23 protein-coding genes, 1 tRNA gene, 2 rRNA genes and 3 pseudogenes are annotated in these 25,179 nt (G+C 38.4%); 22 read left to right on the forward strand and 7 right to left on the reverse strand.

Features of this window, described 5'->3' with window-relative positions; all coding sequences use genetic code 11:
- The first annotated feature begins 115 nt into the window (after positions 1 to 115).
- From M5V91_RS26430 to M5V91_RS26470, 9 genes and pseudogenes are all read left to right on the forward strand, one after another.
- A complete protein-coding gene (locus M5V91_RS26430) occupies positions 116 to 496 on the forward strand; it encodes a protease inhibitor I9 family protein (protein WP_217028216.1) in 381 nt (126 codons plus the stop codon).
- Positions 497 to 939: 443 nt separating this feature from the next.
- A pseudogene (locus M5V91_RS26435) lies at positions 940 to 1,328 on the forward strand (S8 family serine peptidase); the annotation flags it as partial.
- Between the two features lie 218 nt (positions 1,329 to 1,546).
- Positions 1,547 to 1,903 (forward strand): hypothetical protein, encoded by a 357-nt coding sequence (locus M5V91_RS26440; RefSeq protein WP_019383232.1) that lies wholly within the window; start codon positions 1,547 to 1,549, stop codon positions 1,901 to 1,903.
- A 30-nt stretch (positions 1,904 to 1,933) separates the two neighbouring features.
- Positions 1,934 to 2,332 (forward strand): DUF350 domain-containing protein, encoded by a 399-nt coding sequence (locus M5V91_RS26445; protein ID WP_009331584.1) that lies wholly within the window; start codon positions 1,934 to 1,936, stop codon positions 2,330 to 2,332.
- 16 nt (positions 2,333 to 2,348) lie between these two features.
- Complete coding sequence (locus M5V91_RS26450) at positions 2,349 to 2,807, forward strand: hypothetical protein (RefSeq protein ID WP_019383234.1); 459 nt, start codon at positions 2,349 to 2,351, stop codon at positions 2,805 to 2,807.
- Entirely contained in the window at positions 2,807 to 4,072 is a 1,266-nt protein-coding gene (locus tag M5V91_RS26455; protein ID WP_284521609.1) for a glutathionylspermidine synthase family protein, read from the forward strand. Before M5V91_RS26450 ends, M5V91_RS26455 begins: the two co-directional genes overlap by 1 nt.
- Positions 4,056 to 5,084 carry an ion channel gene (locus tag M5V91_RS26460; RefSeq protein WP_019383236.1) on the forward strand — a complete coding sequence of 343 codons (1,029 nt, stop codon included), beginning with the start codon at positions 4,056 to 4,058 and terminating at the stop codon, positions 5,082 to 5,084. Before M5V91_RS26455 ends, M5V91_RS26460 begins: the two co-directional genes overlap by 17 nt.
- 138 nt (positions 5,085 to 5,222) lie before the next feature.
- Positions 5,223 to 5,645 carry a FosM family fosfomycin resistance protein gene (fosM, locus tag M5V91_RS26465; protein ID WP_217028222.1) on the forward strand — a complete coding sequence of 141 codons (423 nt, stop codon included), beginning with the start codon at positions 5,223 to 5,225 and terminating at the stop codon, positions 5,643 to 5,645.
- Positions 5,646 to 5,803: 158 nt separating this feature from the next.
- A pseudogene (locus tag M5V91_RS26470) lies at positions 5,804 to 6,321 on the forward strand (DinB family protein).
- Positions 6,322 to 6,758: 437 nt separating this feature from the next.
- Here M5V91_RS26470 and M5V91_RS26475 read toward each other — a convergent pair.
- A pseudogene (locus M5V91_RS26475) lies at positions 6,759 to 6,905 on the reverse strand (type I restriction-modification system subunit M N-terminal domain-containing protein); the annotation flags it as partial.
- Between the two features lie 201 nt (positions 6,906 to 7,106).
- Here M5V91_RS26475 and M5V91_RS26480 point away from each other — a divergent pair.
- From M5V91_RS26480 to M5V91_RS26515, 8 genes are all read left to right on the forward strand, one after another.
- The gene (locus M5V91_RS26480) at positions 7,107 to 7,790 is read left to right on the forward strand and encodes an EcsC family protein (RefSeq protein WP_251175058.1); all 684 of its coding nucleotides are present in this window, start codon (positions 7,107 to 7,109) and stop codon (positions 7,788 to 7,790) included.
- Positions 7,791 to 7,812: 22 nt separating this feature from the next.
- Complete coding sequence (locus M5V91_RS26485; RefSeq protein WP_251175059.1) at positions 7,813 to 8,130, forward strand: hypothetical protein; 318 nt, start codon at positions 7,813 to 7,815, stop codon at positions 8,128 to 8,130.
- Positions 8,131 to 8,382: 252 nt separating this feature from the next.
- Complete coding sequence (locus M5V91_RS26490; protein WP_251175060.1) at positions 8,383 to 8,532, forward strand: hypothetical protein; 150 nt, start codon at positions 8,383 to 8,385, stop codon at positions 8,530 to 8,532.
- A 79-nt stretch (positions 8,533 to 8,611) separates the two neighbouring features.
- Positions 8,612 to 8,785, forward strand: a complete 174-nt coding sequence (locus M5V91_RS26495; protein WP_251175061.1) for a hypothetical protein — start codon at positions 8,612 to 8,614, stop codon at positions 8,783 to 8,785.
- Between the two features lie 155 nt (positions 8,786 to 8,940).
- Positions 8,941 to 10,215: a recombinase family protein gene (locus M5V91_RS26500; RefSeq protein ID WP_284521610.1), complete on the forward strand. Its 1,275-nt coding sequence runs from the start codon at positions 8,941 to 8,943 to the stop codon at positions 10,213 to 10,215.
- A gap of 275 nt (positions 10,216 to 10,490) precedes the next feature.
- A complete protein-coding gene (locus M5V91_RS26505) occupies positions 10,491 to 10,757 on the forward strand; it encodes a hypothetical protein (protein WP_284521611.1) in 267 nt (88 codons plus the stop codon).
- 62 nt (positions 10,758 to 10,819) lie between these two features.
- A complete protein-coding gene (locus M5V91_RS26510; protein ID WP_284521612.1) occupies positions 10,820 to 11,839 on the forward strand; it encodes a recombinase family protein in 1,020 nt (339 codons plus the stop codon).
- A complete protein-coding gene (locus M5V91_RS26515; protein WP_251175065.1) occupies positions 11,839 to 12,591 on the forward strand; it encodes a hypothetical protein in 753 nt (250 codons plus the stop codon). Before M5V91_RS26510 ends, M5V91_RS26515 begins: the two co-directional genes overlap by 1 nt.
- A gap of 950 nt (positions 12,592 to 13,541) precedes the next feature.
- Here the strand turns inward: M5V91_RS26515 and M5V91_RS26520 are convergent.
- The 3 genes from M5V91_RS26520 to M5V91_RS31165 all read right to left on the reverse strand — a co-directional run bounded on the left by M5V91_RS26520 (position 13,542) and on the right by M5V91_RS31165 (position 15,382).
- Positions 13,542 to 14,498 (reverse strand): hypothetical protein, encoded by a 957-nt coding sequence (locus M5V91_RS26520; RefSeq protein ID WP_251175066.1) that lies wholly within the window; start codon positions 14,496 to 14,498, stop codon positions 13,542 to 13,544.
- Positions 14,499 to 14,884: 386 nt separating this feature from the next.
- Complete coding sequence (locus M5V91_RS26525; RefSeq protein WP_251175074.1) at positions 14,885 to 15,148, reverse strand: hypothetical protein; 264 nt, start codon at positions 15,146 to 15,148, stop codon at positions 14,885 to 14,887.
- 87 nt (positions 15,149 to 15,235) lie between these two features.
- On the reverse strand, positions 15,236 to 15,382 hold the full coding sequence (locus M5V91_RS31165) for a hypothetical protein (RefSeq protein ID WP_500797332.1): 147 nt from the start codon (positions 15,380 to 15,382) through the stop codon (positions 15,236 to 15,238).
- A 473-nt stretch (positions 15,383 to 15,855) separates the two neighbouring features.
- Here M5V91_RS31165 and M5V91_RS26530 point away from each other — a divergent pair, with 473 nt between their 5' ends.
- Together M5V91_RS26530 and M5V91_RS26535 are read left to right on the forward strand one after the other, a co-directional pair.
- Entirely contained in the window at positions 15,856 to 16,089 is a 234-nt protein-coding gene (locus M5V91_RS26530; RefSeq protein WP_308937092.1) for a helix-turn-helix domain-containing protein, read from the forward strand.
- 157 nt (positions 16,090 to 16,246) lie between these two features.
- Positions 16,247 to 17,377: a site-specific integrase gene (locus M5V91_RS26535; protein WP_251175075.1), complete on the forward strand. Its 1,131-nt coding sequence runs from the start codon at positions 16,247 to 16,249 to the stop codon at positions 17,375 to 17,377.
- 114 nt (positions 17,378 to 17,491) lie between these two features.
- Here M5V91_RS26535 and M5V91_RS26540 read toward each other — a convergent pair.
- Together M5V91_RS26540 and M5V91_RS26545 are read right to left on the reverse strand one after the other, a co-directional pair.
- Positions 17,492 to 17,563 (reverse strand) — tRNA-Ala (locus M5V91_RS26540).
- 67 nt (positions 17,564 to 17,630) lie between these two features.
- Entirely contained in the window at positions 17,631 to 18,329 is a 699-nt protein-coding gene (locus M5V91_RS26545; RefSeq protein ID WP_009331578.1) for an MgtC/SapB family protein, read from the reverse strand.
- A gap of 146 nt (positions 18,330 to 18,475) precedes the next feature.
- On the opposite strand from M5V91_RS26545, the gene M5V91_RS26550 reads away from it, so the two are divergent.
- Positions 18,476 to 19,390: a DMT family transporter gene (locus M5V91_RS26550; protein WP_251175076.1), complete on the forward strand. Its 915-nt coding sequence runs from the start codon at positions 18,476 to 18,478 to the stop codon at positions 19,388 to 19,390.
- A 60-nt stretch (positions 19,391 to 19,450) separates the two neighbouring features.
- Here the strand turns inward: M5V91_RS26550 and M5V91_RS26555 are convergent, their stop codons facing one another.
- Positions 19,451 to 19,630, reverse strand: a complete 180-nt coding sequence (locus tag M5V91_RS26555) for a hypothetical protein (RefSeq protein WP_009331576.1) — start codon at positions 19,628 to 19,630, stop codon at positions 19,451 to 19,453.
- A gap of 758 nt (positions 19,631 to 20,388) precedes the next feature.
- Between M5V91_RS26555 and M5V91_RS26560 the strand changes: the two genes are divergently transcribed.
- Together M5V91_RS26560 and M5V91_RS26565 are read left to right on the forward strand one after the other, a co-directional pair.
- A 16S ribosomal RNA gene (locus M5V91_RS26560) occupies positions 20,389 to 21,938 on the forward strand.
- 300 nt (positions 21,939 to 22,238) lie between these two features.
- A 23S ribosomal RNA gene (locus M5V91_RS26565) occupies positions 22,239 to 25,172 on the forward strand.
- Together the 16S and 23S rRNA genes form the textbook arrangement of a ribosomal RNA operon.
- Positions 25,173 to 25,179: the final 7 nt, after the last annotated feature.

The raw sequence follows: 25,179 nt of genomic DNA on the forward strand, positions 1-25,179 counted from the left end.
ATCAAGTAGGAAGGGGTTAACATCTTAGGAAGAAGTGTTACATTATATTTGGTGGATGTCAGGTTAATAAAGGAAAGAATGATTCTCAAAAAGATGACAAGGTGGTGGAAAAAAGATGCATTCGTCAGCCAAGGTAGATCCATCCATTGACCTTTCAAACAATCAGCTCGTTTCCATTATAATTGAATTCAAAACGAAACCTGCAAAAATAGCTGTTTTAGAAGCGAAAGCGAAAGGACTCACCCTGACATTAGAGGAAGCTAAAAGGCAAGTTGAACAAAGTCATCAATCGTTCCGGAAACTTCTCTCATTATTAGATGATAATAAAGTGCCGTATCGGATTAAACACACTTATAAGGCTGCTTTAAACGGAGTTTCAATGGAAATGCCAGCAAATGAAATAAATCGATTATTGGGTTCTTCCGTTATTTCTAAAATCTATCCAGATAAACAAATTCAGCTTGACCCGCCCATATATCCTTCAGACCAGTTGTAAAAGAGAACGGTCAGTTAGTCTAACTTAATATTTTTCCCTTTAGACAGTCAGATAAATAGTTGGATCAAAAAATTAAGAACCCCAGCTCTTCAGATGAAGACAGCTGGGGTTTGTATATGTGAAACAACACTTAATATATAAGAAAATGTTCGGTCAAAGTGACATGGGTTGCCAGACAGTGTTTTATCATAAAAATCAACTTGATGAAATTTGCGGGAAATAAAATTATATCAAATATCAATATAATAAAATCCTAACTTAACCATTATGAGGACGAACTTATACCGGCTTCAGCAAATGGTCGCTATAAAGGTTAGTGAGAAAAATACTATAGTACTCCATTACACACAGAAAAATAGCAGGTGAGAGAATGAATACAATTTTATTCCAGAAGATAATCAGGATATGCGGAATTCAATCCATTGACCGGCGCTACTTATTAAACTCAACATGGAACCCATGTTTCCCCCAGTATTGCGGGCCAAGGTGAAAATAAAACCGATTATGCGATGACAGGAGTTGGGCCGGATGTGGATATTTTTGCGTATCGTGTATTAGGACAATATGGTTCCGGTACAACAGAAGAATTTTAGCTGCAATCGATCGGGCTGTAGCAGATGGAATGGATGTCATCAACCCTTCTCTGGGAATGTCCTATAATATTCCTTTCTATATCACAAGTATGGCATAAAATAATGCGGTGCTGGCGGGTGTAACGTCGGTTGTTGCTGCTGGAAACTGCGGTGACAGGATGTATACACTAGGGTCTCCAGGTACAGCTGCCTTAGCGATTACAGTAGGGGCGAGCGATACATCAGAAACCATTGCAACGTCCAAAGGTATCTTAGAAGGTGTTTCCTCAGATTTAAAGCTGATGGCCGAGGGGACATGTGCATTGTCCCGATTGATCATTTTTCTTGGGTCATAAATCTTCCGCCTTGTCCTTCACATAATGTTCGAAAAAGAGAAATCCGCTGTTTCAAAAAATAAATGTTTTCGAATCTTTTGTGGTTTATATTCGTAAATTAAAAAGTGTGAGGAAGCGGGGTGATGATATTGACAAAAACGAGAAAAATGATGACGGGCATTACATCAACGGCACTTATGCTTGGTCTTTCCGGCTGTGGTTCAGAATCTCAGGAAATTCCTCCTCCGCCTGAGGATTCGAGCTGCAGTGATTGGGAGTGGGATGAAGATGACGGGGTATGGGAATGTGATGACAGCCGTTCCAGTTATTATAGACATTATTATTATGGGGGCCAATATTTTAAAAACAAAACAGCTTTGTACAAAAGCAAGGATTTTCTAAACTATAAAAATAGCACGTCTTTTAAAGGGGGAAGTAATTCTGAATTGGGACAGAAAAGCTCTGGATTTGGAAGTGGCAAAAAGAGCTACGGAGGATAAGGTAAAGAATTGATGAAAGGGAGTATGTTTATGAACTTATATGTAAATTTTGCTTCGTATTTAGGAGTAGCGCTGCTTCTTTTGGCTGCCGGAATTGTTCTGTTTATGATTAGTACACCAAAATTGAAGGAAATTAGCTTAATTGCCGAAAAGAATGTTTCGGCAGCATTGGTGCTTGGAGGAAAGATTATTGGTCTTGCCATTGTTTTGGGGGCTGCAGCTGAATACTCCATCTCACTTTTTGACATGGTCATATGGGGTATAATCGGCATCGTTTCGCAGGTGATTGTATTTATTTTGGCAGAAGTTATCACCATTCGTTTCAGTATCCATAAGGCAATCGAAGATGATAACCGTGCTGTAGGTGTCATGCTGTTTTCCTTATCATTGGCAATCGGCTGGATCGTGGCAAAGTGCCTATCTTACTAAGAAAGCTGGTTAATAGATGAAAAAGCTGACGTATTATATCGACAAAGGGAAAGGCGAATACGAACCTTTTTATGAGTATTCTGCTCAATCTGTGGGAATTGATGAATTATATGCCAGGCAGCTATGCACTTATTTTATCATGAGAGGCCAGCAGTACGAGCTTATTTGCAACGAGATGGATGGAGAAGAGGAGATTCTCGTCATTAAAGACATAGGAAGAAATCCACACGTGCTGGACGAAAAAGTTTTCCGCGGAAAAGGGCTGAATATCGAGGTTCGCAGGTACCGTGAAATGGAGAATTATAAACTGCTTTCCATTATCCCTTGTCAAACGCATTTTGATATCATTCGCTATCTTTTAAAAGATATTGTTGATATCCCCGGAATTGGGCAAAAGCAAGTGACTTCTACTGAAATCGACGAGGACAGGGGCGTATATGTTCTATATATCAAGGACATAGGAGAGAAGGAATAGTGGATAAAAAAGCCTACCATGATAAAAGAAAAAGGTTTTACCGCAAAATAAATCATTTCTGGGCCGATCTATATGGGGAAGAATATGCACTATATGATATTGCCTATATCGATAGAACTGAACGTGAACGTATCCGAACTGTCAGTGAAAGAATTGGCAAAATATTTTTTAAGGTGTGCAGCCTGCTTCGAGAAGTGCCAGATCGGACACTTATTGAAATGGGATTTCCGAAAGAAACGCTTTCGTTCATCAGACTGAAAAGCATTGCCTCAGAAAGCGTTATTGCCCGGCTTGATCTAATCCCATACGGAGCTGGCTATAAATGCATTGAAATCAATGCTGATACCCCAACATTTATTAAAGAGCTTTTCCATGTCAATAGTGAGGTGTGCAAAGAATTTGCAGCAGAAGACCCAAATGAAGGAATGGAACGTCTACTGAGTAAAGAAGTTTGTGGAAGCATTGAACAATATGCACGGAAATTGAAATTGAAAACACCTAATGTTGTCTTTACTGCCCATGAAGACAACCTCGAAGACCGGGAAACAGTCCGATATATTCAAAAGCTTTCCGGTGTGGCTTCTAATTTTATCCCTCTTCATAAACTGGAGATTCAAAGAGGAATTGGGCTTTTTGATGAAAAGGGATCCAGAATTGATATATTGTACCGTCAAACTTTCCCGATTGAGAACTTAATTTCCGATGAGGATGCAGATGGAAACAGGATTGGTTTATGGCTCCTGGAACTGGTCGAGGCAGAAAAGCTTGCGATTATTAATCCCCCATCCGCATTTATGCTGCAAAACAAAGCGGTACAGGCGGTTATTTGGGGATTGCACATGGAGGAACATCCATTTTTTACAAAGGAAGAGCATGTATGGATTGAAGAATCCTTCCTTCCAACCTATCTTGAGCCTGATATTTTTATTATGTCGGGGCTGTCATTTGTTAAAAAGCCTGTTTTTGGAAGAGAAGGAGATACGGTCGAAATATATAATCATGAAGGCTTCCTCACCCATGCTGACGCCCAGCAATCATATACTGAATATCTGCCAGTTTATCAGCAATATGTAGAGCACCCTGCTGTTGATTTCAATAGTGAAAAGGGAAAACAGAAGGGCAGACTTTTATTGGGAAGCTTCCTTCTTAACGGCAAACCGTCGGCTGCAGGATATAGAATAGGAGGAGCGATTACAAATAATCTCTCCTATTATTTGCCGTTCGGGATTAAAAAAGGGGGTGAAAAAAATGTGGATTCTACATAAAGTTTTTTTAAAAATGACGAAAATAAGTATATTGCAAGCATCGGCTCTTGCACTATTTCTCATTGTCTTCAGCAGCATTACGATGAGGGCAGCCGAGCCGGAAACATTTCCGCGCTTTATTGATGCTCTGTGGTGGACGATGACAACACTTGTCACAGTAGGCTATGGCGACTATTTTCCTGAAAGTGATTTTGGTCGAATCTTCACCATGCTGCTGCTTTACACATTTGGCATTGGCGCAATGGGTATCATCATAGGGAAAGTCTTTGAAAGCTTCAGCATGTACCGGAAATGGAAGGAGGAAGGACGATTGACTTATTCGGGAAAAGGGCATTACATACTAATTGGTGCATCAAAAGAAAAATTGGAAAATGTGGTAGAGGAGATCCTTCACAGCAAGCAAAAATGTGATGTTGTCATTGTTGACCATTCTGAAAGAACACCCATGGAGCATGAGAGGGTCCATTTTGTCAGCGGAAATCCTGCTGAAGAGGAAGTGTTAATGAAAGCCAATATCCTTGAAGCAAAATCAGTTGCCATTTTTTCGGATGACCGAAATGACCATGCTGAATACTCCGATGGAAAAACTCTTCTCATCGCTTCCAGGGTGGAACATATCTCAAAGAAATATGAGAAAAGCATCTACACCATTGTTGAAATAAAAAAAGATAAGCACGTTTCCTTGTTTGAACACGCAAACGTTGATGAATTGATCCTTTCAAATGATTCTATCTCCCGCCTCATGGCTCATGCGGCCATCAACCACGGTTCAAGCAAGCTTTTTAATCAGATGCTGAGCAGCTCTGAAGGGGAAAACCTCTATGAAATTAAGGCTAAACCGCATTGGAGCACATACAGGGATGCAGCGATGGAACTTTTTGAAATAGGAGCGACCTTAATTTCAGATGGAAGTTCTCTTGATTTAGCCCGCCGTCATCATGAATTAATTCCCGATTCAGCGAAACTATTTGTCATTTGCGATGAGACTACATATCAAAAAATTATTTCATAAAGTTTTTATTGTACTAGTCCTATTTAAAGCTGAAGATAATACGAATCTTCAAGCTTTTTACTTGTAAAAGGATGGGGATCATAAATCTTTATACAGGTGCAATAATGAATATAAAAAAACTTAGTTTGGGGTGATTTGGTGTCAATAAAAGGCATAAATCATTTTTTATTTTCAGTTTCCAATTTAGAAGCTTCTATTGAGTTTTATAAAAATGTGTTTGGTGCAAAGTTGTTAGTTAAGGGAAGAAGTACTGCCTATTTTGACTTAAACGGTATATGGCTTGCCCTCAATGAAGAAAAGGATATTTCTCGTACTGAAATTTGCCAATCATATACACATATAGCTTTTTCAATAGAAGAAGCGGAATTTGATAATATGTACCGTAAGCTAAAAGAATTGAAGGTAAACATTCTGTCAGGGCGTCCAAGAGACGAAAAAGATAAAAAGTCTATTTACTTTACTGATCCAGATGGGCACAAGTTTGAATTTCATACAGGTACTTTACAAGACAGACTAAATTATTACAAAAAGGAAAAAACACATATGGAGTTTTACAATTAAATTGATTTTGTACAAATTTAGTTGGTTTGAAGAGTTTGTGAAGGTTTGTACTTAAAGTAAATGGTGCTTTTGCTCTCTTCAACAAACGGGCAGGGTTTTTTACAGCGAGGACCGAATTATTTAGTTAGGGAAAATTAACTAAAAGGGAGGAATCCTTGATGAGAAAACATCATGCATTAGAATTGTATGATTATCATGTTTGGGCAAACAAAAAGTTTTTCGAGCGATTGAAAGAATTACCCAAGGACATTTATGATCAGGAAATACAAAGTGTTTTTCCTCGATTTCGAAGGCACTTGTTCATATTTATATGACAGATACAGTATGGCTTGGTGTAATGCAGGAGAATAGTATGGAAGAGATTCAAGCTTCTATCGCCATTGCTCAAGACAAGACAAAGGATAAGAGTCTTGAAGAAATGGAAAAGCTATTTCAAAGTTTATCAGAGGAATATCAAAAGCTTCTTAATAATATTAGCGATTTGGATAAAGAGATTTCCCCGGTACATCCTAAATTTGGGCGTCTGGATACTTACTTCTCAGAATTGGTTCAGCATGTTGTTAACCATGGCACATATCACCGCGGAAATCTTACGGCAATGATACGACAACAGGGTTATTCAAGTGTATCTAATGATTATGTTTTCTATCTTTACGATATCAGCAAGTCAAATTAGTTTTTTTGCTTCTGATTATTGCAATTGGATTCTTCTCGAGTAACACGTTTTTTGTGGATAGGAACCAGTTAATATCTGCAAATTTTTCAACCTATTAAGACTAAGACCGGCTGATAAGACACAATGTCAGACTTAGAATGGGCAATGAATTCACAGGATAGTAAAATTAGTGTTGGAGTTTCACGCGGACAAGCCTTCGAAAATCGCGAGTAAATAAACGGAGCTAATACTACTGTTGGTAGTGAAGTAGAATAGTTAGTACTCTCTAATTGAGTTGGGGCGATAATGCATTTCTTTTTATATACAAAGATTGTGACGAATGTTACATAAAGAAAAGGGTGCGTTAGTATTAACAAATACCTCAAAATGTATAAAGACTCCAAAAATAAATTTCGTGACAGTCCAGCGACAATAACGAACATTCTGAATCGCATCCATTTCTTTTTCTTTTCGTTGTCATCCAGGCCTTTGATATACAACAAATATGTAAACTGCTCGATAACAGTTAAAGGATTTGTTATACCACCTGTCCAGAATGTCTCCCATACTTTATCTACTTTGTTCTTCAATTCTCCGGTAATCATCTAAACACCTCATACCCATTCTTTAATAATTCATAATATGTTTATTATACAATAGTATAATTGTTAACTTTACCAAAAAAACAAATAGGTATTTATATATAATAATTATAATAAATTGGAAATAACATAGTTCTCCCTATTGGTTATTTATGTATAATTATGATAACAAAATTTCTATTATAAAAAGCGAGGATAAAGAAAATGGCTATAAAAAGTAAGTCTTTGACACAAGACGCAATAATGAAAGCTTTAGATTGGTCATATGATAAAGCAGTCAATGGTGGAATTCCCGGAATGGACACTGCCATTGAATTAGCGGAAAACTATTCTAGTAAAAAAGGTACTTTAATTGAAAATGCAAATAGTTTGATTAGATGGCAGAACACTAAAAGCGCTACGAGCGGGTTTTTGTCAGGGTTAGGTGGTTTAATAGTTATGCCGGTCGCAGTCCCTGCAAATATTACAAGCGTTATTTTAGTTCAGATGAGAATGGTCGCTGCCATTGCTCATATGGGTGGACACGATCTAAAGTCGGACGAAGTTAAAACATTTGTTTATGCTTGTTTAGCAGGTAATGGGGCAAAAGATATTTTGAAGAACGCAGGTATTCAAATAGGTAAAAAATTAGCAGTAAGCGGCATTAAAAAGATCCCATTTGAAGTCATAAAAAAGATTAATCAAGCTGTTGGTTTTAGAATGTTAACTAAGTTTGGTGAAAAAGGAATAATAAATTTAGGAAAAATGGTTCCTCTTGCAGGTGGGGTTATTGGTGGAACTGTCGATGCAGTTTCTACGAATACTATTGGAAATGTTGCTCGTAGGATTTTTATTGAAGAAGCAAAATCTAATACTCAAGATGATCCAATTATTATAGATATGAAATAAGAATCGAAGAGGGGAGATAAAATTGATTACTGATGTAAGAGATGCAGAAAAAATAATAATGCTTGCAAGAGAAGGAAAACAAATATCTAAGATTTGGAAGGAAGACTTTCCTCAATATGATTACTGGGATATTTATATGGAGGTGCACGAGGCCGGTGAGAAAAGTGCATTAGGTACTCGGAAAAAAATAACGCACAGATTGAATAAATTAGAAACTTTACCGAAACGAAGCCAACCAGAAGTAATTGATGAAGTTAGAGAGTTAGTAGACCATCTATATATAAGGTATAAAGAGAGTCAAAGAAAGTTGCAGGAAATAAGAAGTGTTATTGAGAAATAAAAATTTTTAGGGAAACACTAAAAGGGACCAAATCAGGTCCTTTTTATTTTTTCTTAAAACCCTTGAAAACAGAAAAATTAATAGAATATAATCCCTTCGAAAATTAGATTCCTGGAGGGTAAATAAGTTGAAACAGAATAATAGTAATCTCAAATGGTTAGACGTGCTGCTAGAGAATTGTGAATCAGTTGGTGTTTCTCGATTTATTATTACTCGTTATATAAAAATGATTAAAGACAAAGGAGAAGTTAAATGAATAATAACCTTATTGACTTGTTAAATAGTTTAAAAGTGCCGGTAAATGACAAAACAAAGGTATTTGTGATTCCCCGTAATAAAAATGCTCCAGTTGAGTTGGTAAAAAAAGATTATCAAATTCAGCTAGAGTTTAAATTTGAATAATTATTTCTTTTAGGTATAAGTATGCTCCCACTCGTCAATGATTATAGTAGTAATACTGACGAGTGGGGTGAGCTTAACGATGAAAAGAAAACCAGTAATTAAAGTATCTTTTAATGAAGAATTGTCGGCAGAGTCTAATTACTTCATCAAGAAACTAATAGAAAAAATAATGATTGATCAACTGGAACTCTCTCCTCAAGAAAAGGGAGTTTTATTAAACAGCAGTAAAAGTATTATAGATAAAGGGAGTTAATTAATTTTGTATTATGGTACTTTAAAAGTCTATGAAGATTTTATAGGAGTATATTGTAGAGTAAGTTCAAGTACTCAAAAAATTGAAAAGCAAATAGCACTTGCAGATGCTTATCTCAATACTCAAAACATCAGTAAGGTGAAAGTGTCTTATTTTTGGATGATGATGTATCGGCTAATAAACTAGCGCTAAAGGATCGCCCGAAACTTTTGGAGCTTTTGGAAAAGGTGAAGTTGGGTCAAATAAAAACAATACTTGTTAGTCATCGAGATCGGTTAGCTAGGAATTTTTATGAATATATATCAATAATAAAAGTTTTTTATGAGTATGGAGTAAATGTCGTCTTTACATCAACTGGACAACCTGAGTTCTCAAGGGTACTAGCAATGGAATCGTTATACGGAATTTTTGCACAAACAGAAGGGCAGAATATTTCGGGAAGGTTGTCAGATGTACGGAAGATGTATCCCACAAATATTTTTGGGTTTATTCGTTTAGGAAAAAGAAAAGAAACAACGTATAAGCCTGATCCTAAATACCTTAGAGATTTAAAGTCATTTTTTTACTCTGTTATTAAGACTGAAGATGTAAATGATTTATATAAGGTCTTTATGGATTATAAGACTATCTTTAAAAACAAAAAGTTTGAAGACTTATATAAGTATTTGCATAATCCTTTTTATGCCAGCAGGCTTAAAACCCAATACGGTTATGATGTTCTTCCCCACGTTGAACCGATTTTATCCTTTAATGAATTTGAAGAGATGCAACTGGTACTTGATAAACATCGAGGAAGTTTATTAAATGCTATCTCTAAGTCAACTAATAATGGTTTAATTCATCCACTATGTAGTATTTGCCAAACCAAAATGCAATTCAAATCTTCACAACTAGGAGAAAGTGGATACTATGTTTGTAGAAATAGAAAACATTCTGAAATAAAAATTAGTGTAGAAGAGTACAATCAACTAATTTCTTCTCAACTTACTATGATAATTGAAAGCATTTCTACTAAAAAAATAAAAACTGATGTATATGAAAGTCTTTACAGTCTAAAAGTGGGTTATGAGCAGAAATTAAAGACTCTTGAAAGGGAATTAAAATACATTCAAAAGATGATTACGGATATGATCGGCCCCGATGGAAGAAATATTCCTAAAGAATTAATTACAAAGTCAAGAAATATCAAGAACCTAATTTCTATGACTAATGTCGAGTTAATTCAAATTGAGGAAGCCAAAAAAGGAGTAAATAATGTCGTACATATGATCAAGAATCGGTTGCCGGGTTATATGACCAATTATGAGGTGAATTTTTTAGCTCCTTTATTTTTTTCAACCATCGAAATTGATGAAGATAATTTAATTTACCACGTGACCTTCGGTGAATATATTGAAGAAAGAGGTAGGAAAAGTGATATTGGAGCATAGATATAGTTATAAAATTGATGGTGTTTATATCATTTCTGAAGTGGAAAGAACAATGTATGATTCAATTAAATTACCTTTTAATATTTTTAAGGATCCTATAAAGGTTGCAGCCGGATATATACGTTGGTCTGATGATGCACAGTCTGATGGTCATTCATTTCATATCCAGGAACGTGAATTAGTTTACCGTGCAAAAAAGAAGGTTTTGAAGCGGTGGTTATGTTCGTTGACCAAGCAGCTTCGGCTTATCATACTCCCGCTCAAAAAAGAAAAAAATGAAAGAAATGAAAAAATTCATCTTAAGCACTTCAATAATAAAAGGTATTATTTTTTATGATGAGTCAAGGGTGTCAAGATTAATAGAAGATTTCGTTCTTCATATAGTTGGACCTATTAGAGAGGAAAAACCAGATATATTATTTTTTAGTACAAAAACAGATGGAATATGGGATGAAAAAAACCCATTAGTTCAAATTAGGTTGTCCTATGATTATGAGGAATCCCAAAAAAATCTAATAAGGCGCGTGATTATCAAGAATTAAAAACATATAAGTCAGAATCTCCGGATAGACCAGGTGCAAGATGTCCTTTTGGTTACTCAAAGTTGAGTCAAGATAAAAAGGATCATACATTAATTGAAAATGATGATGCACCTATTGTGCAATTTATTTTTTACTTATATAGCTTTGGTTATAGTGATAAAAAAATTGCATTGCTGCTAAATGAGTCAAATGTTAAGAGTCCTTCTTTAGAGAGTAATTGGTCAGATTCAACTGTAAGGTATATCTTAAATAACTTATGGTATGCCGGCGACCTTGTTTGGTTTTCTAGAAGCAGCTATGAAAATAGTAAAGCTAAGCCAATTGAAGAAAGATTTTTATTTCCTAACCATCATAAACGATTAATAAGCCCCCAACTATGGGCAACGACTCAATTCTTAAGAAGCAAGAAAAAGAATAAAGATCGGATGGACAGCCCATTTGTTTTAAGAGACATTGTGTTGTGTGTAAAATGTGAAAGAAAACTAGCTGTAAAAAATATGACTCCTGCCAAGGCAAAGAAGAATTATCAATATTATTATTGTAAAACTTGCAAAAGAAAGATTAATCTTGAGGAGCTACATAGCTATGTTTTCGATGATTTTACAGGTAGATGGGGAAGGGAATTAAATAATCAAACAAGAACAATTAAGGGGATCTACAGTGAATGGAAAAAGACGATTGAAGCGAAAAGTGCCGAAAATAAGAGCAATGTAGATAAACTCAGGTACAAGCTTAGTTTTGTAAAACCTGAAAACGAGTTTTACGAAGATATCAAGGAGAGTTTTACTCTTCAAATTAAGTCAGTGGAAGAAGAAAGGACAAAGCTTTTGAATGTTCTTGAGCAAATTAGAGTACTAAGTGAATATGGAGAACCTTTAGAACTAATAAGTCGTTTTAAGGAAGACATCTATAAATACAATAATGAAGAAAAGCGATCAATCTTTCTCATTGCAATCAAAGAAATCTCAATTGATTTTATCAGGAAGAATTTTATAGAAATAAACTATCGCTTAACTCCGTTTGTTGAAGTTGAGACAACTATAGATAAATTAAATAATAAAAAAGATGAAGTTTCAATTTAATGTTATTACTTTTGGTAGCAGGAGAACTTGCCTTGAAGTTCTCCTGTTTTTTTTATGGAATTTGCAAAATCATTAAGTTATTCAAAGAGAATCAGGGAAAATATGTTAAAATATCTTTTAATAAAAATATTAACTTTGCCGGAGGTACTATGAGACTTATATTCAATGGGTTATTTATACTTATTATTTTTTTATTAGGATTTTTCTTTGGGAAAATCGACATAGAGTGGTTGTGGAGCAAAGTTTCCGGATTAAGTTACATTGAAATAATTGGATTTGGCTCATCCATAGTAACGTTAATGCTATTTCTAAGTTATATCATAGGTAGGTATTATTTAATAAAAAGAATGGAAATTACCTTAAAAGAATCTGTAGAAATTTCATATAATAATGATAACCACAACTTTAATGTAATAGAAGAATACACCTTAGGAGATTTAGATTCGGAGATTGTCTATTTATCCTCATCAGAGCCATTAAGATGGATTAAGTTTTATGAATACAATCATAATAGTAAAAACTATAAGGGAAAATTAATTGGTGAACATAGAGTTTTAAGAAATGGACACGCCTTAAAAATTAATACATACCTGACTTGTGGTATTCCAAATTATCTAATTGAATATCAAAGGTTTGATTTTATCATTGGAGAGTTAATTTTAGCGGAGGACGGGAAGAATGGGAACGTAAGCCAAAATCTTAGTATTAAGCATACGTTTAAAAGTATATTATATTACTTGATAGTAAAATGAATCTAAAATTTATTTAAGGGAAGGGTTAAATATATACATTGTCCTTCTTCCCGGAATGTAAACAATATAATTAACTCAAGAATGCTTACTTTACCGAAAAAATCTAAAGTATACTGCTCACTATACCGAGAGAATTCTTACCTCTACATAAAGAAGATGAATTGAAGTTAATAAAAACATTGATATCAAGGGTTTTCGTATATATTAATTCGGCAAAGAAAGCATCGAGGGATCCCTCGATGCTTTCTTTGCCGAATCAATATGCGTACATTACCGAGAACACCCTACCGGGGGTTCCGTAATCCCAGTCCTTTCAAAAATGGCAGGGGAAACAATATATTTATTCCTACTATTTCGGTATCTTATAATAATTCGAAATGATCTCCTGTACCCTTTCGTTATTACCAAACCACTGAGAAGCTCTTTTAATTTTGTCTGGATTCCAAGGTTTAACCGTAAGATGGACCTCAGAATTAGAATTTAATATGGATCTTGCTTTATAGGCGTACCTCTTTAATTTCTTCCGATTTTCTAGATCCAATTTATATATCCTCCAGTCTGTGACAATTTTATTAGTTTGACTTAAGTAGTATTTAATATTTCTTCAATAAACGAACTCTTCTTATCTTGATTTTAATTTAATATATTATTTTTTTCACTACCTACAACAAGGTTCAAGGTTCATCCCTTGTTAAATCTAAGATATTTGAATCCAGCTCGGGCCGGCATTATAAGGAATTCCATTCCCACCAACTTAGACTGTTACTGTCAATTTATTGATGAAGGGTTTGATAGTATGCTTTTTTATACTTTATGAATTATTACTTAATGACAAATATTTATTCATATTCGTGAACTAATGCATACTGTACTAACGAGGCAGTTAGTTGAATAAGGAAAAAATGAAACCCCCATATTAGTTTTGTCTAATATGGGGGTTAAAAAAATGGTTAATGGAAATTTAATGGGTTAATAGAATTTTCATATGTATCTTCTTCTAAAATGAAATCCTTTAACGAATAAAACTCCTTAAAATCTTCAGGCTCATTAGCTTTATAATGACTTAATTCAGAGTAATTTTCCGTACTCATCTCATTTTCAACAAATTTTTGTACCTCATTCCATTCTGACCATAATTTTTTAACTTCTTTATCGTACTCTTCTTTTTCTTCTTTAGTACCCTCAGAAAAATCTCCTTCAATATATCTTTTTTCTAATTTAATTCGTTCTATAATATACTGATTTTGAATTAAAAAAAGATGATATTTTCTAACTTGTGCTAAATGTTCTTTTTCGTCAGGTGATTTCTTTTCATTTTTCATTTGTTCTATATAACTCTGGTATCCGTCAGCATTAATTCCATCCTTCAACGATTTATTTTGGCTAGTTAATACATTAGCTACAAAATTCGTTGACAAGTGGATTATAAATTCTCCATTTTCCTGAATTGTAGAATATGCTGTATCTACGGGTATTTCGATTGTCTGAAACCCCGTATAATGTTTTCCTTCTTGGTAATAAAGTTCTAAATGGGAACTTAACTCTTGTATAGCACTGTCTCTTCTTTGTACTGCCAAGTTTTCTGTCAGCGTGAGCAGGCCTTCCAACCGCTTTACATCGTTTCGTTCCTGTTGACTTTCTGCTTGATAAGTTGATAAGGTAAAACCTATAAAAGTACTAATTAGTCCTATCCAAAGTACTAAATGAGGATCTGATACATCCACTCTTTCTTTTATTAAATGTATCAAAATATGGGCTAATCCTATTACGATTAAAGCTTTAAAGAAAATCCAAATATCTCCCACCAAGTATAAAATCGCAACTAATATAATAGAGCCTAACGCCCCTAAATAATAGTTCTTATACTGATTAAAGTTATTTCGTATAGCATTCATAATGGCATTCATACTTTTCTCCTTTTAAATAATAGAAATATTTTACCAATTTATTTTGGGTTGTTAAAGCGAATGCAATTTAATCTAGTTGAAAAGTTGTTTTACCCGTAATTTCAGGCTAGAAAAAACTTGATTTATAAGATTGAACGTTAGTTCTTTTAGAGTGAATAAATGTAATCCTACCCAGCAAGAAGTTCTTATTAGTAACCACCAAATTATAAACTAAAATACTACTTAGTAGAACCGCTTATTAACCCAGACTCAAGTAAGTATTTTTATAATTTGTGAAATAATATTCTTAAACTATAGGGTGCTTTAGTTGAATAAGTATCTTAAATAACAAAAACTCGAAATTCCCTAATGCGAGTTTTGAACAGCCTTTAGAAAACAGTCTTTAGCTAAAAAGGAAGGTCATCCTTCACCACAGGCCTAATCTGCTTCACGTCATCAGTAATCTCGTTTACTTTGTTCCAGGTAACCATCTCAATAATCATATCCCTGCAACCTGATTCCCTCCATTGTTGCTGGATCCATTCGTAGGCTACTATTGCAACCGCAAAATTTGGATCATCCTTAAAATCTCGGTTTCGAACGAAAAATTCTCCGCGACTCGATCCTCTACTGCCTTCAATAATGAGCACTGTTTCAATTACTACCCTCATTTAGCGACTTCCTTTTTAATTTTAGTATATAAGAACAGGAGTTCTGTATTCGATAATATTAATGCCTTATTCAACAAACGGCGCAGGTTAGAGATTCTCTTCCTCTGCCACACAAATTTCATTAACGAAGATTCTTGAACGGTTATTTAGGTTTTGGATGAGTTCGCCATTCTTTGTTTTTTCAATAGTCTTCTCTCCGGAGTATAGGAGAAAAAGGTCTTTAGCTTTTTCGATAACATCATTTTTAAGGCCGGAAAACGTAAAGTCTGTTCAAATCATATCAAAGTATGTAGGATCATTGAACTATGGCGTTCAATGTTATTACAGCTTCAAAGTTACCCTTAGATAACTTCTTTATAGTGATGTCACTATATTTTGATTGAATAAGTATACCCGATATTTCTGCGATCAAATGTTGCCAACTCATCTTTTAATCCCACACCAAATTTGCCTATTACTTTATCGGGGTTCTCCGGATTTTCTAAATTTTCGTTTTGAGTTAAGTGCTAATATTTAAGACCTGTACATTAAAACAAAGGCCTATTACTCAAGAATTAAAAGCGATTTTAATAAGAGGAGTTGTTCTGAAAAACAAAAAAATTATATATTTTCTAGAAACCTTGAAAATCAAAAATCCTTCAGAATATAATCAGTCAGAATTAATTAAATACGTTTAAATAGCTTATTTAAATGAAGGAGAGATAGATGTGTTTAAAAACAAAGAAGATTACCCGATGATCCTGACGGCAAGCCATATTGCAGAGATATTAAGCGTTTCAAAGCCAACAGCCTATGAGTTAATGAATAAGGATGATTTCCCTTTAATCAGGTTGGGGAGAAGCAAACGAGTGCTTAAGGTAGAATTTTTCACTTGGCTTACCTCCAACAATCTAAAGTATCTTGAAAATATTGGAAATCACCCGACGAAAAACCTAAAATAATTTGCAGATAGTTTTCAAATCAGGACTAATAAAAATATAAAAAGCTGGTATCTGATGAACGATACATACAAGTATAAGTGTTGGGATATTAGGCAGGTGGTAATACTAAATAATGACCACCTCCATACTCGGCACAGAAAGATGGAGGAAAGTGTAAATGCCCAAATATAAAAAGATTGCAAGTGGATGGTATTACCGGACAAGATTCACCGACTCAAAAGGGGAGAAACATCAACGGTACTTCAGCGGTTTTAAAACGAAAAAGGAAGCAGAAAATCACTACATTCAAAAGAAATTGGAATATCAACAGCAAGCAGTTAAGGAACACCTGCCTTCAAAGGAGATGCATATATTTGGCGACCTTCTAACAAAATGGTTCAACACCATATATACATCAAAAATTGAAGAAACAACAGCAAATACAAGATGGTATATGGTCCAGAAACATATCCTTCCTTATTTTGCTTCCTTCCCTGTCAATCAAATTACAACTTTAATGATTGATGAATTTTATAAGACGAAGTCTGATGAAGGATTGTCCTCTAAAACGGTAAAAGAACTTCACAACTTGCTAAATTCTATCTTTAGTCAAGCTGTAAAATGGTCAATAATTAATGAGGAAGACAACCCCGTTAAGATGGCGACTCGACCAAAAATAATTCAAAGAGAAGTCAATCCGTGGAGTAAAGAAGAAACTGTGCAATTCTTAAAGTATATTGAAGGTAAAGATAATGAAATTTTCTACATTGTTGCCATCTTCACCGGAATGAGAAGGGGAGAGATACTGGGTTTAAGATGGAGTGACGTGGACTTTGAACGAGGAAAAATCCACGTTAGAAGAAGTTTGGCTCGAGTAAAGGGTAAGGGATTAATTTTGAAAGATGTTAAAACCAAAAGGTCGATAAGGCAAATTTCAATATCTCCTTATGTGGTAAAAAGGCTGCAAGGTCACCAGGAATCCCAAATAGCTCTAAAAAAGCTAAGCGACGGGTTGATTGAGGACAATGGGATGGTATTTACTTCATCAAGTGGAAATTATAAGGATCCTAACAATGTCCTTAGACAATTCAATCGTTACATTAAAGAGGCTGGTGTCCGTAAAATATCTATTCACGACTTAAGGCACTACCACGCTACACAGTTGTTAATAGAAGGAACGAATCCTAAAGTGGTTGCAGAACGGCTTGGACATTTTGATGTTGGCTTTACTCTAGAGACGTATTCACACGTTAATCCAGATCTCCAAGACAACGCTGCTCTCACTTTAGAAAGATCTCTTTTAACCTAATTTTCACTTCAGGAATTGTGCAATAAGTGTGCAATTGTAAAAAAAGCTCAATTGTTCCTGTGGGGATTTTCGATAAGAATAGAAAAAAACCTTGATTTCTCAAGGTTTTTGATATGGAGAATAGGGGCTCGAACCCCTGACCTCAACGCTGCCAGCGTTGCGCTCTCCCAGCTGAGCTAATCCCCCGAGTAGTGGTACAAGAAAAATTATAACCACATCGGAGTTATCTTGCAAGAGGAATTATTAAAAAATTTTACTGCATACTATCAATTTCCATGCACTGCACTCCAGGGATGCTTGAAACGCTGTAATAAACATCCGTTGTTCTTCTTTTGTAGTCGACGGCAACTATCAGCTGTACAAGATGCAGATGTTCATCTTCTAGGTCTTTAATACGAATATGTTTTATAGATATATCAAGGTCTTTTACCGCTGGGATGATGTCGGCAATATTTTCTTTATCCCTTACTTTCAGCTGCAGGTTGATTTCTTTTTCTCTTAAGCGTTTGGGACCAATTAAGCCCATGATAAAAGGAATTACCTCCACTGAAATAATCAGCAGCGCCACTCCGGCCATTGCTTCAATATAAAAGCCTGCTCCTACAGCAATTCCGATTCCTGCTGCCCCCCAAATTAATGCGGCTGTTGTAAGGCCCGAAATACTGTCATTTCCCCGCCTTAAAATAACGCCTGCACCCAAAAAGCCGATGCCTGAGACAATTTGGGCAGCTAAACGGAGAGGATCCATCGTTATGTTGATGTCATCATTACCAGGAAACATATAAGCAGATTCTATAGACACAATAGTCAGCAGGCAGCTTACTATGGAAATAACTAAACTTGTCTTTAAGCCGACCGGCTTTCTTTTTAATTCTCTCTCCAGGCCGATAACAAGACCAAGCACTGCTGAAATCCCAAGCTTCATTAATATTTCTATCTCTAAACTGCTCATAATATCTCCCGCTTTTTTAAGTATTATATATCCAAAATATGATCTTTAAAATCCTGCTATAATAAAACCGTAGTAAAAGTTTGAATATACGTTGTAAAATGAAATATACCCTAATTATTAGGAAACAGAAACAAGGAGTATTAAAAATGTCAGATAAAAAAATAAATCCCTATGTTGCCCTGGCAATTGGTGTCATTTCTGTCTCAACCTCAGCCATATTGGTGAAGGTATCCAGCGCTCCATCGGGAGTCATTGCGTTTTACAGGTTATTATTTTCTGTCCTATTCATGCTGCCTGTATTTCTTATAAAGTATGTTCCGGAACTTCGTCTTATTACACGGCGGGATTGGATCTATTCCATCATTGCCGGTGTGTTTCTCGCCTTTCATTTTATTCTTTGGTTTGAGTCACTGAACTACACCTCTGTAGCCAGTTCTACAGTCCTTGTAACACTGCAGCCCTTATTTGCATTTGCAGGCACGTATTTCTTTTTTAAAGAAAAGTTTACCTGGAAAGCAATATTAAGCGGGCTTCTCGCAATTGTGGGCAGTATTATTATCAGCTGGGGAGATTTTCAAATCAGCGGGACTGCTTTGTTCGGGGATATACTTGCAATCATTGCCTGCGCCCTGGTAACTGCTTACTTAATGTTTGGGCAAACAGTCAGAAAAAGGATGTCACTCGTTACCTATACTTTTGTTGTCTACAGTATAAGTACTGTTACATTGTTATTCTACGTGTTAATGGCTGATGAACCTTTAATCCCATATGGAACCAGTGACTGGGTATATTTTATATTGCTGGCTCTAATTCCAACCCTGCTTGGACACACATTATTTAATTGGTCACTTAAATGGCTAAGCACCTCAACTATTTCTATGGCCATCTTATTTGAGCCGGTAGGTGCTGCAATTCTAGCTTATTATTTGCTTCATGAGTCGATTATATGGACACAAGTTCTTGGTGGAACAGTGGTAATTGGAGGAATAACTATCTTCTTATTAGATGAGAGAAGGATTCGGATGAAAGAATTGAAGAAAAAAACAACAATTTCCGGATAAGTAGATAATCTATCTATAGTTATATAAGAGAAAAATCTCCCTGGGAATGGGGAGATTTTTTTATTTGAATACATAGGTCAGAGCAGAAAAAATAAATGCGGCTGTAACTGAAAAGATGAAGGTGCCACCATAAACCTCTTCATCTGAATTTGCAATTTTAATGCCCTCTGCATAGGCATAAGCAAATAAAAATATGGCCATGATTACTGATAGATATAGTGCTGCGGTTTCCAGTGTCATTCACACCTTCCGTATAGAGTAGAGTTAATAGATTTTATGAAAAATAACCAAAACTATTACTATTTCTTTGTATTGATATTTTGTTAAAACTTGATTTCTCATCCTTTTGACGGCTAATCAGTAAAATATGTATAAATTTAATTATTGTTATAAGAAGCTTATAAAAGTGTGGAAAAGTGAACAAAATTATCCACATGCTGTGAGTAACTTTGTTGACAACTGTATTAATAAGTGTTTTGCAGTGGATAAGTTTGTGGGTATTTGAGATGGAGGTCTCGAGAATTATGTTACTGATATAATGAATTTTCAAAAGATCAGGTGAAATGCGTATAAATCTGATGTTAAGAAAATGCACACTTTATAAGATCTGGCTGCAGAACAATTAAAATAAATGCAGTTTCGTAAAGGTACCGTCTTTTAATTTGATCCCAAAAAGGCAATCAAATAGAGAAGAGATATATAATTAATATGCACTGAAAATATAAAGATAAACATTTTTAAAAATTATATTGCAAACATTTAATAAGTCGTGGTATATTAATTCTTGTCCTCAACAAGGCAAGTTAAACTGCGAAAAAACATTTTAAAAAGCTGTTGACTTGTTGATGGATAACATGTTATATTGATAAAGTCGCTTCCGGGCGATGAGGTAAAATATAGCAAAGAGAAATTGATCTTTGAAAACTGAACGAACAAAAACGTCAACGTTAATTCTTTAGTCTTTTTTGAAAAGACAACTTATGAGCTTAATCAACTCTTATATGGAGAGTTTGATCCTGGCTCAGGACGAACGCTGGCGGCGTGCCTAATACATGCAAGTCGAGCGGACAGATGGGAGCTTGCTTCCTGAAGTCAGCGGCGGACGGGTGAGTAACACGTGGGCAACCTGCCTGTAAGACTGGGATAACTCCGGGAAACCGGGGCTAATACCGGATAATTCTTTCCCTCACATGAGGGAAAGCTGAAAGATGGTTTCGGCTATCACTTACAGATGGGCCCGCGGCGCATTAGCTAGTTGGTGAGGTAACGGCTCACCAAGGCAACGATGCGTAGCCGACCTGAGAGGGTGATCGGCCACACTGGGACTGAGACACGGCCCAGACTCCTACGGGAGGCAGCAGTAGGGAATCTTCCGCAATGGACGAAAGTCTGACGGAGCAACGCCGCGTGAGTGATGAAGGTTTTCGGATCGTAAAACTCTGTTGTTAGGGAAGAACAAGTACCGGAGTAACTGCCGGTACCTTGACGGTACCTAACCAGAAAGCCACGGCTAACTACGTGCCAGCAGCCGCGGTAATACGTAGGTGGCAAGCGTTGTCCGGAATTATTGGGCGTAAAGCGCGCGCAGGCGGTTCCTTAAGTCTGATGTGAAAGCCCCCGGCTCAACCGGGGAGGGTCATTGGAAACTGGGGAACTTGAGTGCAGAAGAGAAGAGTGGAATTCCACGTGTAGCGGTGAAATGCGTAGAGATGTGGAGGAACACCAGTGGCGAAGGCGACTCTTTGGTCTGTAACTGACGCTGAGGCGCGAAAGCGTGGGGAGCAAACAGGATTAGATACCCTGGTAGTCCACGCCGTAAACGATGAGTGCTAAGTGTTAGAGGGTTTCCGCCCTTTAGTGCTGCAGCAAACGCATTAAGCACTCCGCCTGGGGAGTACGGCCGCAAGGCTGAAACTCAAAGGAATTGACGGGGGCCCGCACAAGCGGTGGAGCATGTGGTTTAATTCGAAGCAACGCGAAGAACCTTACCAGGTCTTGACATCTCCTGACAACCCTAGAGATAGGGCGTTCCCCTTCGGGGGACAGGATGACAGGTGGTGCATGGTTGTCGTCAGCTCGTGTCGTGAGATGTTGGGTTAAGTCCCGCAACGAGCGCAACCCTTGATCTTAGTTGCCAGCATTCAGTTGGGCACTCTAAGGTGACTGCCGGTGACAAACCGGAGGAAGGTGGGGATGACGTCAAATCATCATGCCCCTTATGACCTGGGCTACACACGTGCTACAATGGATGGTACAAAGGGCTGCGAGACCGCGAGGTTAAGCGAATCCCATAAAACCATTCTCAGTTCGGATTGCAGGCTGCAACTCGCCTGCATGAAGCCGGAATCGCTAGTAATCGCGGATCAGCATGCCGCGGTGAATACGTTCCCGGGCCTTGTACACACCGCCCGTCACACCACGAGAGTTTGTAACACCCGAAGTCGGTGGGGTAACCTTTTGGAGCCAGCCGCCTAAGGTGGGACAGATGATTGGGGTGAAGTCGTAACAAGGTAGCCGTATCGGAAGGTGCGGCTGGATCACCTCCTTTCTAAGGATATTTACATGAAACGTGACGTGTTTTGTTCGTTCAGTTTTGAGAGTTCAATCTCTCAATGAAAGATTCGTTCTTTGAAAACTAGATAATGATAATGAAGAAGCAATAACCGAGTAATCGCCATCTTAGTTTTTTCTCTTATTTTGAAAATAAGTAAGAGCACAAACCATGAGGACGATGAGCGGCAAGGAGATCAAGGAAGCGACCGAGTGAGCACCGGAGCGTACTTCAGTACGTGAGGAGCGGAGCGAGAGAGCTGACGCAGAGATCCGCAGTCGATCAGCGGCCGAAGTAGGTTAAGTTAGAAAGGGCGCACGGTGAATGCCTTGGCACTAGGAGCCGATGAAGGACGGTACTAACACCGATATGCTTCGGGGAGCTGTAAGTAAGCTTTGATCCGGAGATTTCCGAATGGGGAAACCCCTATCCGTAATGGGATAGGATCTTTACCTGAATACATAGGGTATAGAAGGCAGACCCGGGGAACTGAAACATCTAAGTACCCGGAGGAAGAGAAAGCAAACGCGATTCCCTGAGTAGCGGCGAGCGAAACGGGATTAGCCCAAACCAAGAGGCTTGCCTCTTGGGGTTGTAGGACACTCTACACGGAGTTACAAAGGAACGAGGTAAATGAACAGGTCTGGAAAGGCCGGCCAGAGAAGGTAAAAGCCCTGTAGTTGAAACTTCGTTCCCTCCAGAGTGGATCCTGAGTACGGCGGGACACGAGAAATCCCGTCGGAAGCAGGGAGGACCATCTCCCAAGGCTAAATACTCCCTAGTGACCGATAGTGAACCAGTACCGTGAGGGAAAGGTGAAAAGCACCCCGGAAGGGGAGTGAAAGAGATCCTGAAACCGTGTGCCTACAAGTAGTTAGAGCCCGTTAATGGGTGATAGCGTGCCTTTTGTAGAATGAACCGGCGAGTTACGATTACATGCGAGGTTAAGTTGATGAGACGGAGCCGCAGCGAAAGCGAGTCTGAATAGGGCGAATGAGTATGTGGTCGTAGACCCGAAACCAGGTGATCTACCCATGTCCAGGGTGAAGTCCAGGTAACACTGGATGGAGGCCCGAACCCACGCACGTTGAAAAGTGCGGGGATGAGGTGTGGGTAGCGGAGAAATTCCAATCGAACTTGGAGATAGCTGGTTCTCTCCGAAATAGCTTTAGGGCTAGCCTCATGTAGTAAGAGTCTTGGAGGTAGAGCACTGTTTGGACTAGGGGCCCCCATCGGGTTACCGAATTCAGACAAACTCCGAATGCCAAAGACTTATCCATGGGAGTCAGACTGCGAGTGATAAGATCCGTAGTCAAGAGGGAAACAGCCCAGACCACCAGCTAAGGTCCCAAAGTATACGTTAAGTGGAAAAGGATGTGGAGTTGCTTAGACAACCAGGATGTTGGCTTAGAAGCAGCCACCATTTAAAGAGTGCGTAATAGCTCACTGGTCGAGTGACTCCGCGCCGAAAATGTACCGGGGCTAAACGTATCACCGAAGCTGTGGATTGACATCTTACGATGTCAGTGGTAGGAGAGCGTTCTAAGGGCGTTGAAGCGGGATCGCAAGGACCCGTGGAGCGCTTAGAAGTGAGAATGCCGGTATGAGTAGCGAAAGATGGGTGAGAATCCCATCCACCGAATGCCTAAGGTTTCCTGAGGAAGGCTCGTCCGCTCAGGGTTAGTCGGGACCTAAGCCGAGGCTGAAAAGCGTAGGCGATGGACAACAGGTTGATATTCCTGTACCACCTCTTTACCGTTTGAGCAATGGGGGGACGCAGGAGGATAGGGTAAGCGCGCTGCTGGATTAGCGCGTCCAAGCAGTTAGGCCGGTAACGAGGCAAATCCCGTTACCACACAGGCTGAGCTGTGACGGCGAGGGAAATTTAGTACCGAAGTTCCTGATTCCACACTGCCAAGAAAAGCCTCTAGCGAGGGAAAAGGTGCCCGTACCGCAAACCGACACAGGTAGGCGAGGAGAGAATCCTAAGGTGAGCGAGAGAACTCTCGTTAAGGAACTCGGCAAAATGACCCCGTAACTTCGGGAGAAGGGGTGCTCATTAGGGTGAATAGCCCTGATGAGCCGCAGTGAATAGGCCCAGGCGACTGTTTAGCAAAAACACAGGTCTCTGCGAAGCCGCAAGGCGAAGTATAGGGGCTGACGCCTGCCCGGTGCTGGAAGGTTAAGAGGAGAGGTTAGCGCAAGCGAAGCTTTGAATCGAAGCCCCAGTAAACGGCGGCCGTAACTATAACGGTCCTAAGGTAGCGAAATTCCTTGTCGGGTAAGTTCCGACCCGCACGAAAGGCGTAACGATCTGGGCACTGTCTCAACGAGAGACTCGGTGAAATTATAGTACCTGTGAAGATGCAGGTTACCCGCGACAGGACGGAAAGACCCCGTGGAGCTTTACTGTAGCCTGATATTGAATTTTGGTACAGCTTGTACAGGATAGGTAGGAGCCTGAGAAGCCGGAGCGCCAGCTTCGGTGGAGGCGTCGGTGGGATACTACCCTGGCTGTATTGAAATTCTAACCCGCGCCCCTTATCGGGGCGGGAGACAGTGTCAGGTGGGCAGTTTGACTGGGGCGGTCGCCTCCTAAAAAGTAACGGAGGCGCCCAAAGGTTCCCTCAGAATGGTTGGAAATCATTCGCAGAGTGTAAAGGCACAAGGGAGCTTGACTGCGAGACCTACAAGTCGAGCAGGGACGAAAGTCGGGCTTAGTGATCCGGTGGTTCCGCATGGAAGGGCCATCGCTCAACGGATAAAAGCTACCCCGGGGATAACAGGCTTATCTCCCCCAAGAGTCCACATCGACGGGGAGGTTTGGCACCTCGATGTCGGCTCATCGCATCCTGGGGCTGTAGTCGGTCCCAAGGGTTGGGCTGTTCGCCCATTAAAGCGGTACGCGAGCTGGGTTCAGAACGTCGTGAGACAGTTCGGTCCCTATCCGTCGTGGGCGCAGGAAATTTGAGAGGAGCTGTCCTTAGTACGAGAGGACCGGGATGGACGCACCGCTGGTGTACCAGTTGTCTTGCCAAAGGCATCGCTGGGTAGCTATGTGCGGAAGGGATAAGTGCTGAAAGCATCTAAGCATGAAGCCCCCTCGAGATGAGATTTCCCATAGCGTCAAGCTAGTAAGATCCCTGAAAGATGATCAGGTTGATAGGTCAGAGGTGGAAGCGTGGCGACATGTGGAGCTGACTGATACTAATCGATCGAGGACTTAACCAAGTTATAT

The organism is Cytobacillus pseudoceanisediminis (genome assembly GCF_023516215.1).
Taxonomy (GTDB): domain Bacteria; phylum Bacillota; class Bacilli; order Bacillales; family Cytobacillaceae; genus Cytobacillus; species Cytobacillus pseudoceanisediminis.

What these genes read in the sequence shown, in the direction of transcription:
- M5V91_RS26430 (WP_217028216.1), top strand. Translation starts at nt 116, where the DNA reads ATGCATTCGTCAGCCAAGGTAGATCCATCCATTGACCTTTCAAACAAT.
- M5V91_RS26440 (WP_019383232.1), top strand. Translation starts at nt 1,547, where the DNA reads ATGATATTGACAAAAACGAGAAAAATGATGACGGGCATTACATCAACG.
- M5V91_RS26445 (WP_009331584.1), top strand. Translation starts at nt 1,934, where the DNA reads ATGAACTTATATGTAAATTTTGCTTCGTATTTAGGAGTAGCGCTGCTT.
- M5V91_RS26450 (WP_019383234.1), top strand. Translation starts at nt 2,349, where the DNA reads ATGAAAAAGCTGACGTATTATATCGACAAAGGGAAAGGCGAATACGAA.
- M5V91_RS26460 (WP_019383236.1), top strand. Translation starts at nt 4,056, where the DNA reads ATGTGGATTCTACATAAAGTTTTTTTAAAAATGACGAAAATAAGTATA.
- M5V91_RS26480 (WP_251175058.1), top strand. Translation starts at nt 7,107, where the DNA reads ATGGCTATAAAAAGTAAGTCTTTGACACAAGACGCAATAATGAAAGCT.
- M5V91_RS26490 (WP_251175060.1), top strand. Translation starts at nt 8,383, where the DNA reads ATGAATAATAACCTTATTGACTTGTTAAATAGTTTAAAAGTGCCGGTA.
- M5V91_RS26495 (WP_251175061.1), top strand. Translation starts at nt 8,612, where the DNA reads ATGAAAAGAAAACCAGTAATTAAAGTATCTTTTAATGAAGAATTGTCG.
- M5V91_RS26505 (WP_284521611.1), top strand. Translation starts at nt 10,491, where the DNA reads ATGAAAGAAATGAAAAAATTCATCTTAAGCACTTCAATAATAAAAGGT.
- M5V91_RS26515 (WP_251175065.1), top strand. Translation starts at nt 11,839, where the DNA reads ATGTTATTACTTTTGGTAGCAGGAGAACTTGCCTTGAAGTTCTCCTGT.
- M5V91_RS26520 (WP_251175066.1), bottom strand. Translation starts at nt 14,498, where the DNA reads ATGAATGCCATTATGAATGCTATACGAAATAACTTTAATCAGTATAAG.
- M5V91_RS26525 (WP_251175074.1), bottom strand. Translation starts at nt 15,148, where the DNA reads ATGAGGGTAGTAATTGAAACAGTGCTCATTATTGAAGGCAGTAGAGGA.
- M5V91_RS26535 (WP_251175075.1), top strand. Translation starts at nt 16,247, where the DNA reads ATGCCCAAATATAAAAAGATTGCAAGTGGATGGTATTACCGGACAAGA.
- M5V91_RS26545 (WP_009331578.1), bottom strand. Translation starts at nt 18,329, where the DNA reads ATGAGCAGTTTAGAGATAGAAATATTAATGAAGCTTGGGATTTCAGCA.
- M5V91_RS26550 (WP_251175076.1), top strand. Translation starts at nt 18,476, where the DNA reads ATGTCAGATAAAAAAATAAATCCCTATGTTGCCCTGGCAATTGGTGTC.
- M5V91_RS26555 (WP_009331576.1), bottom strand. Translation starts at nt 19,630, where the DNA reads ATGACACTGGAAACCGCAGCACTATATCTATCAGTAATCATGGCCATA.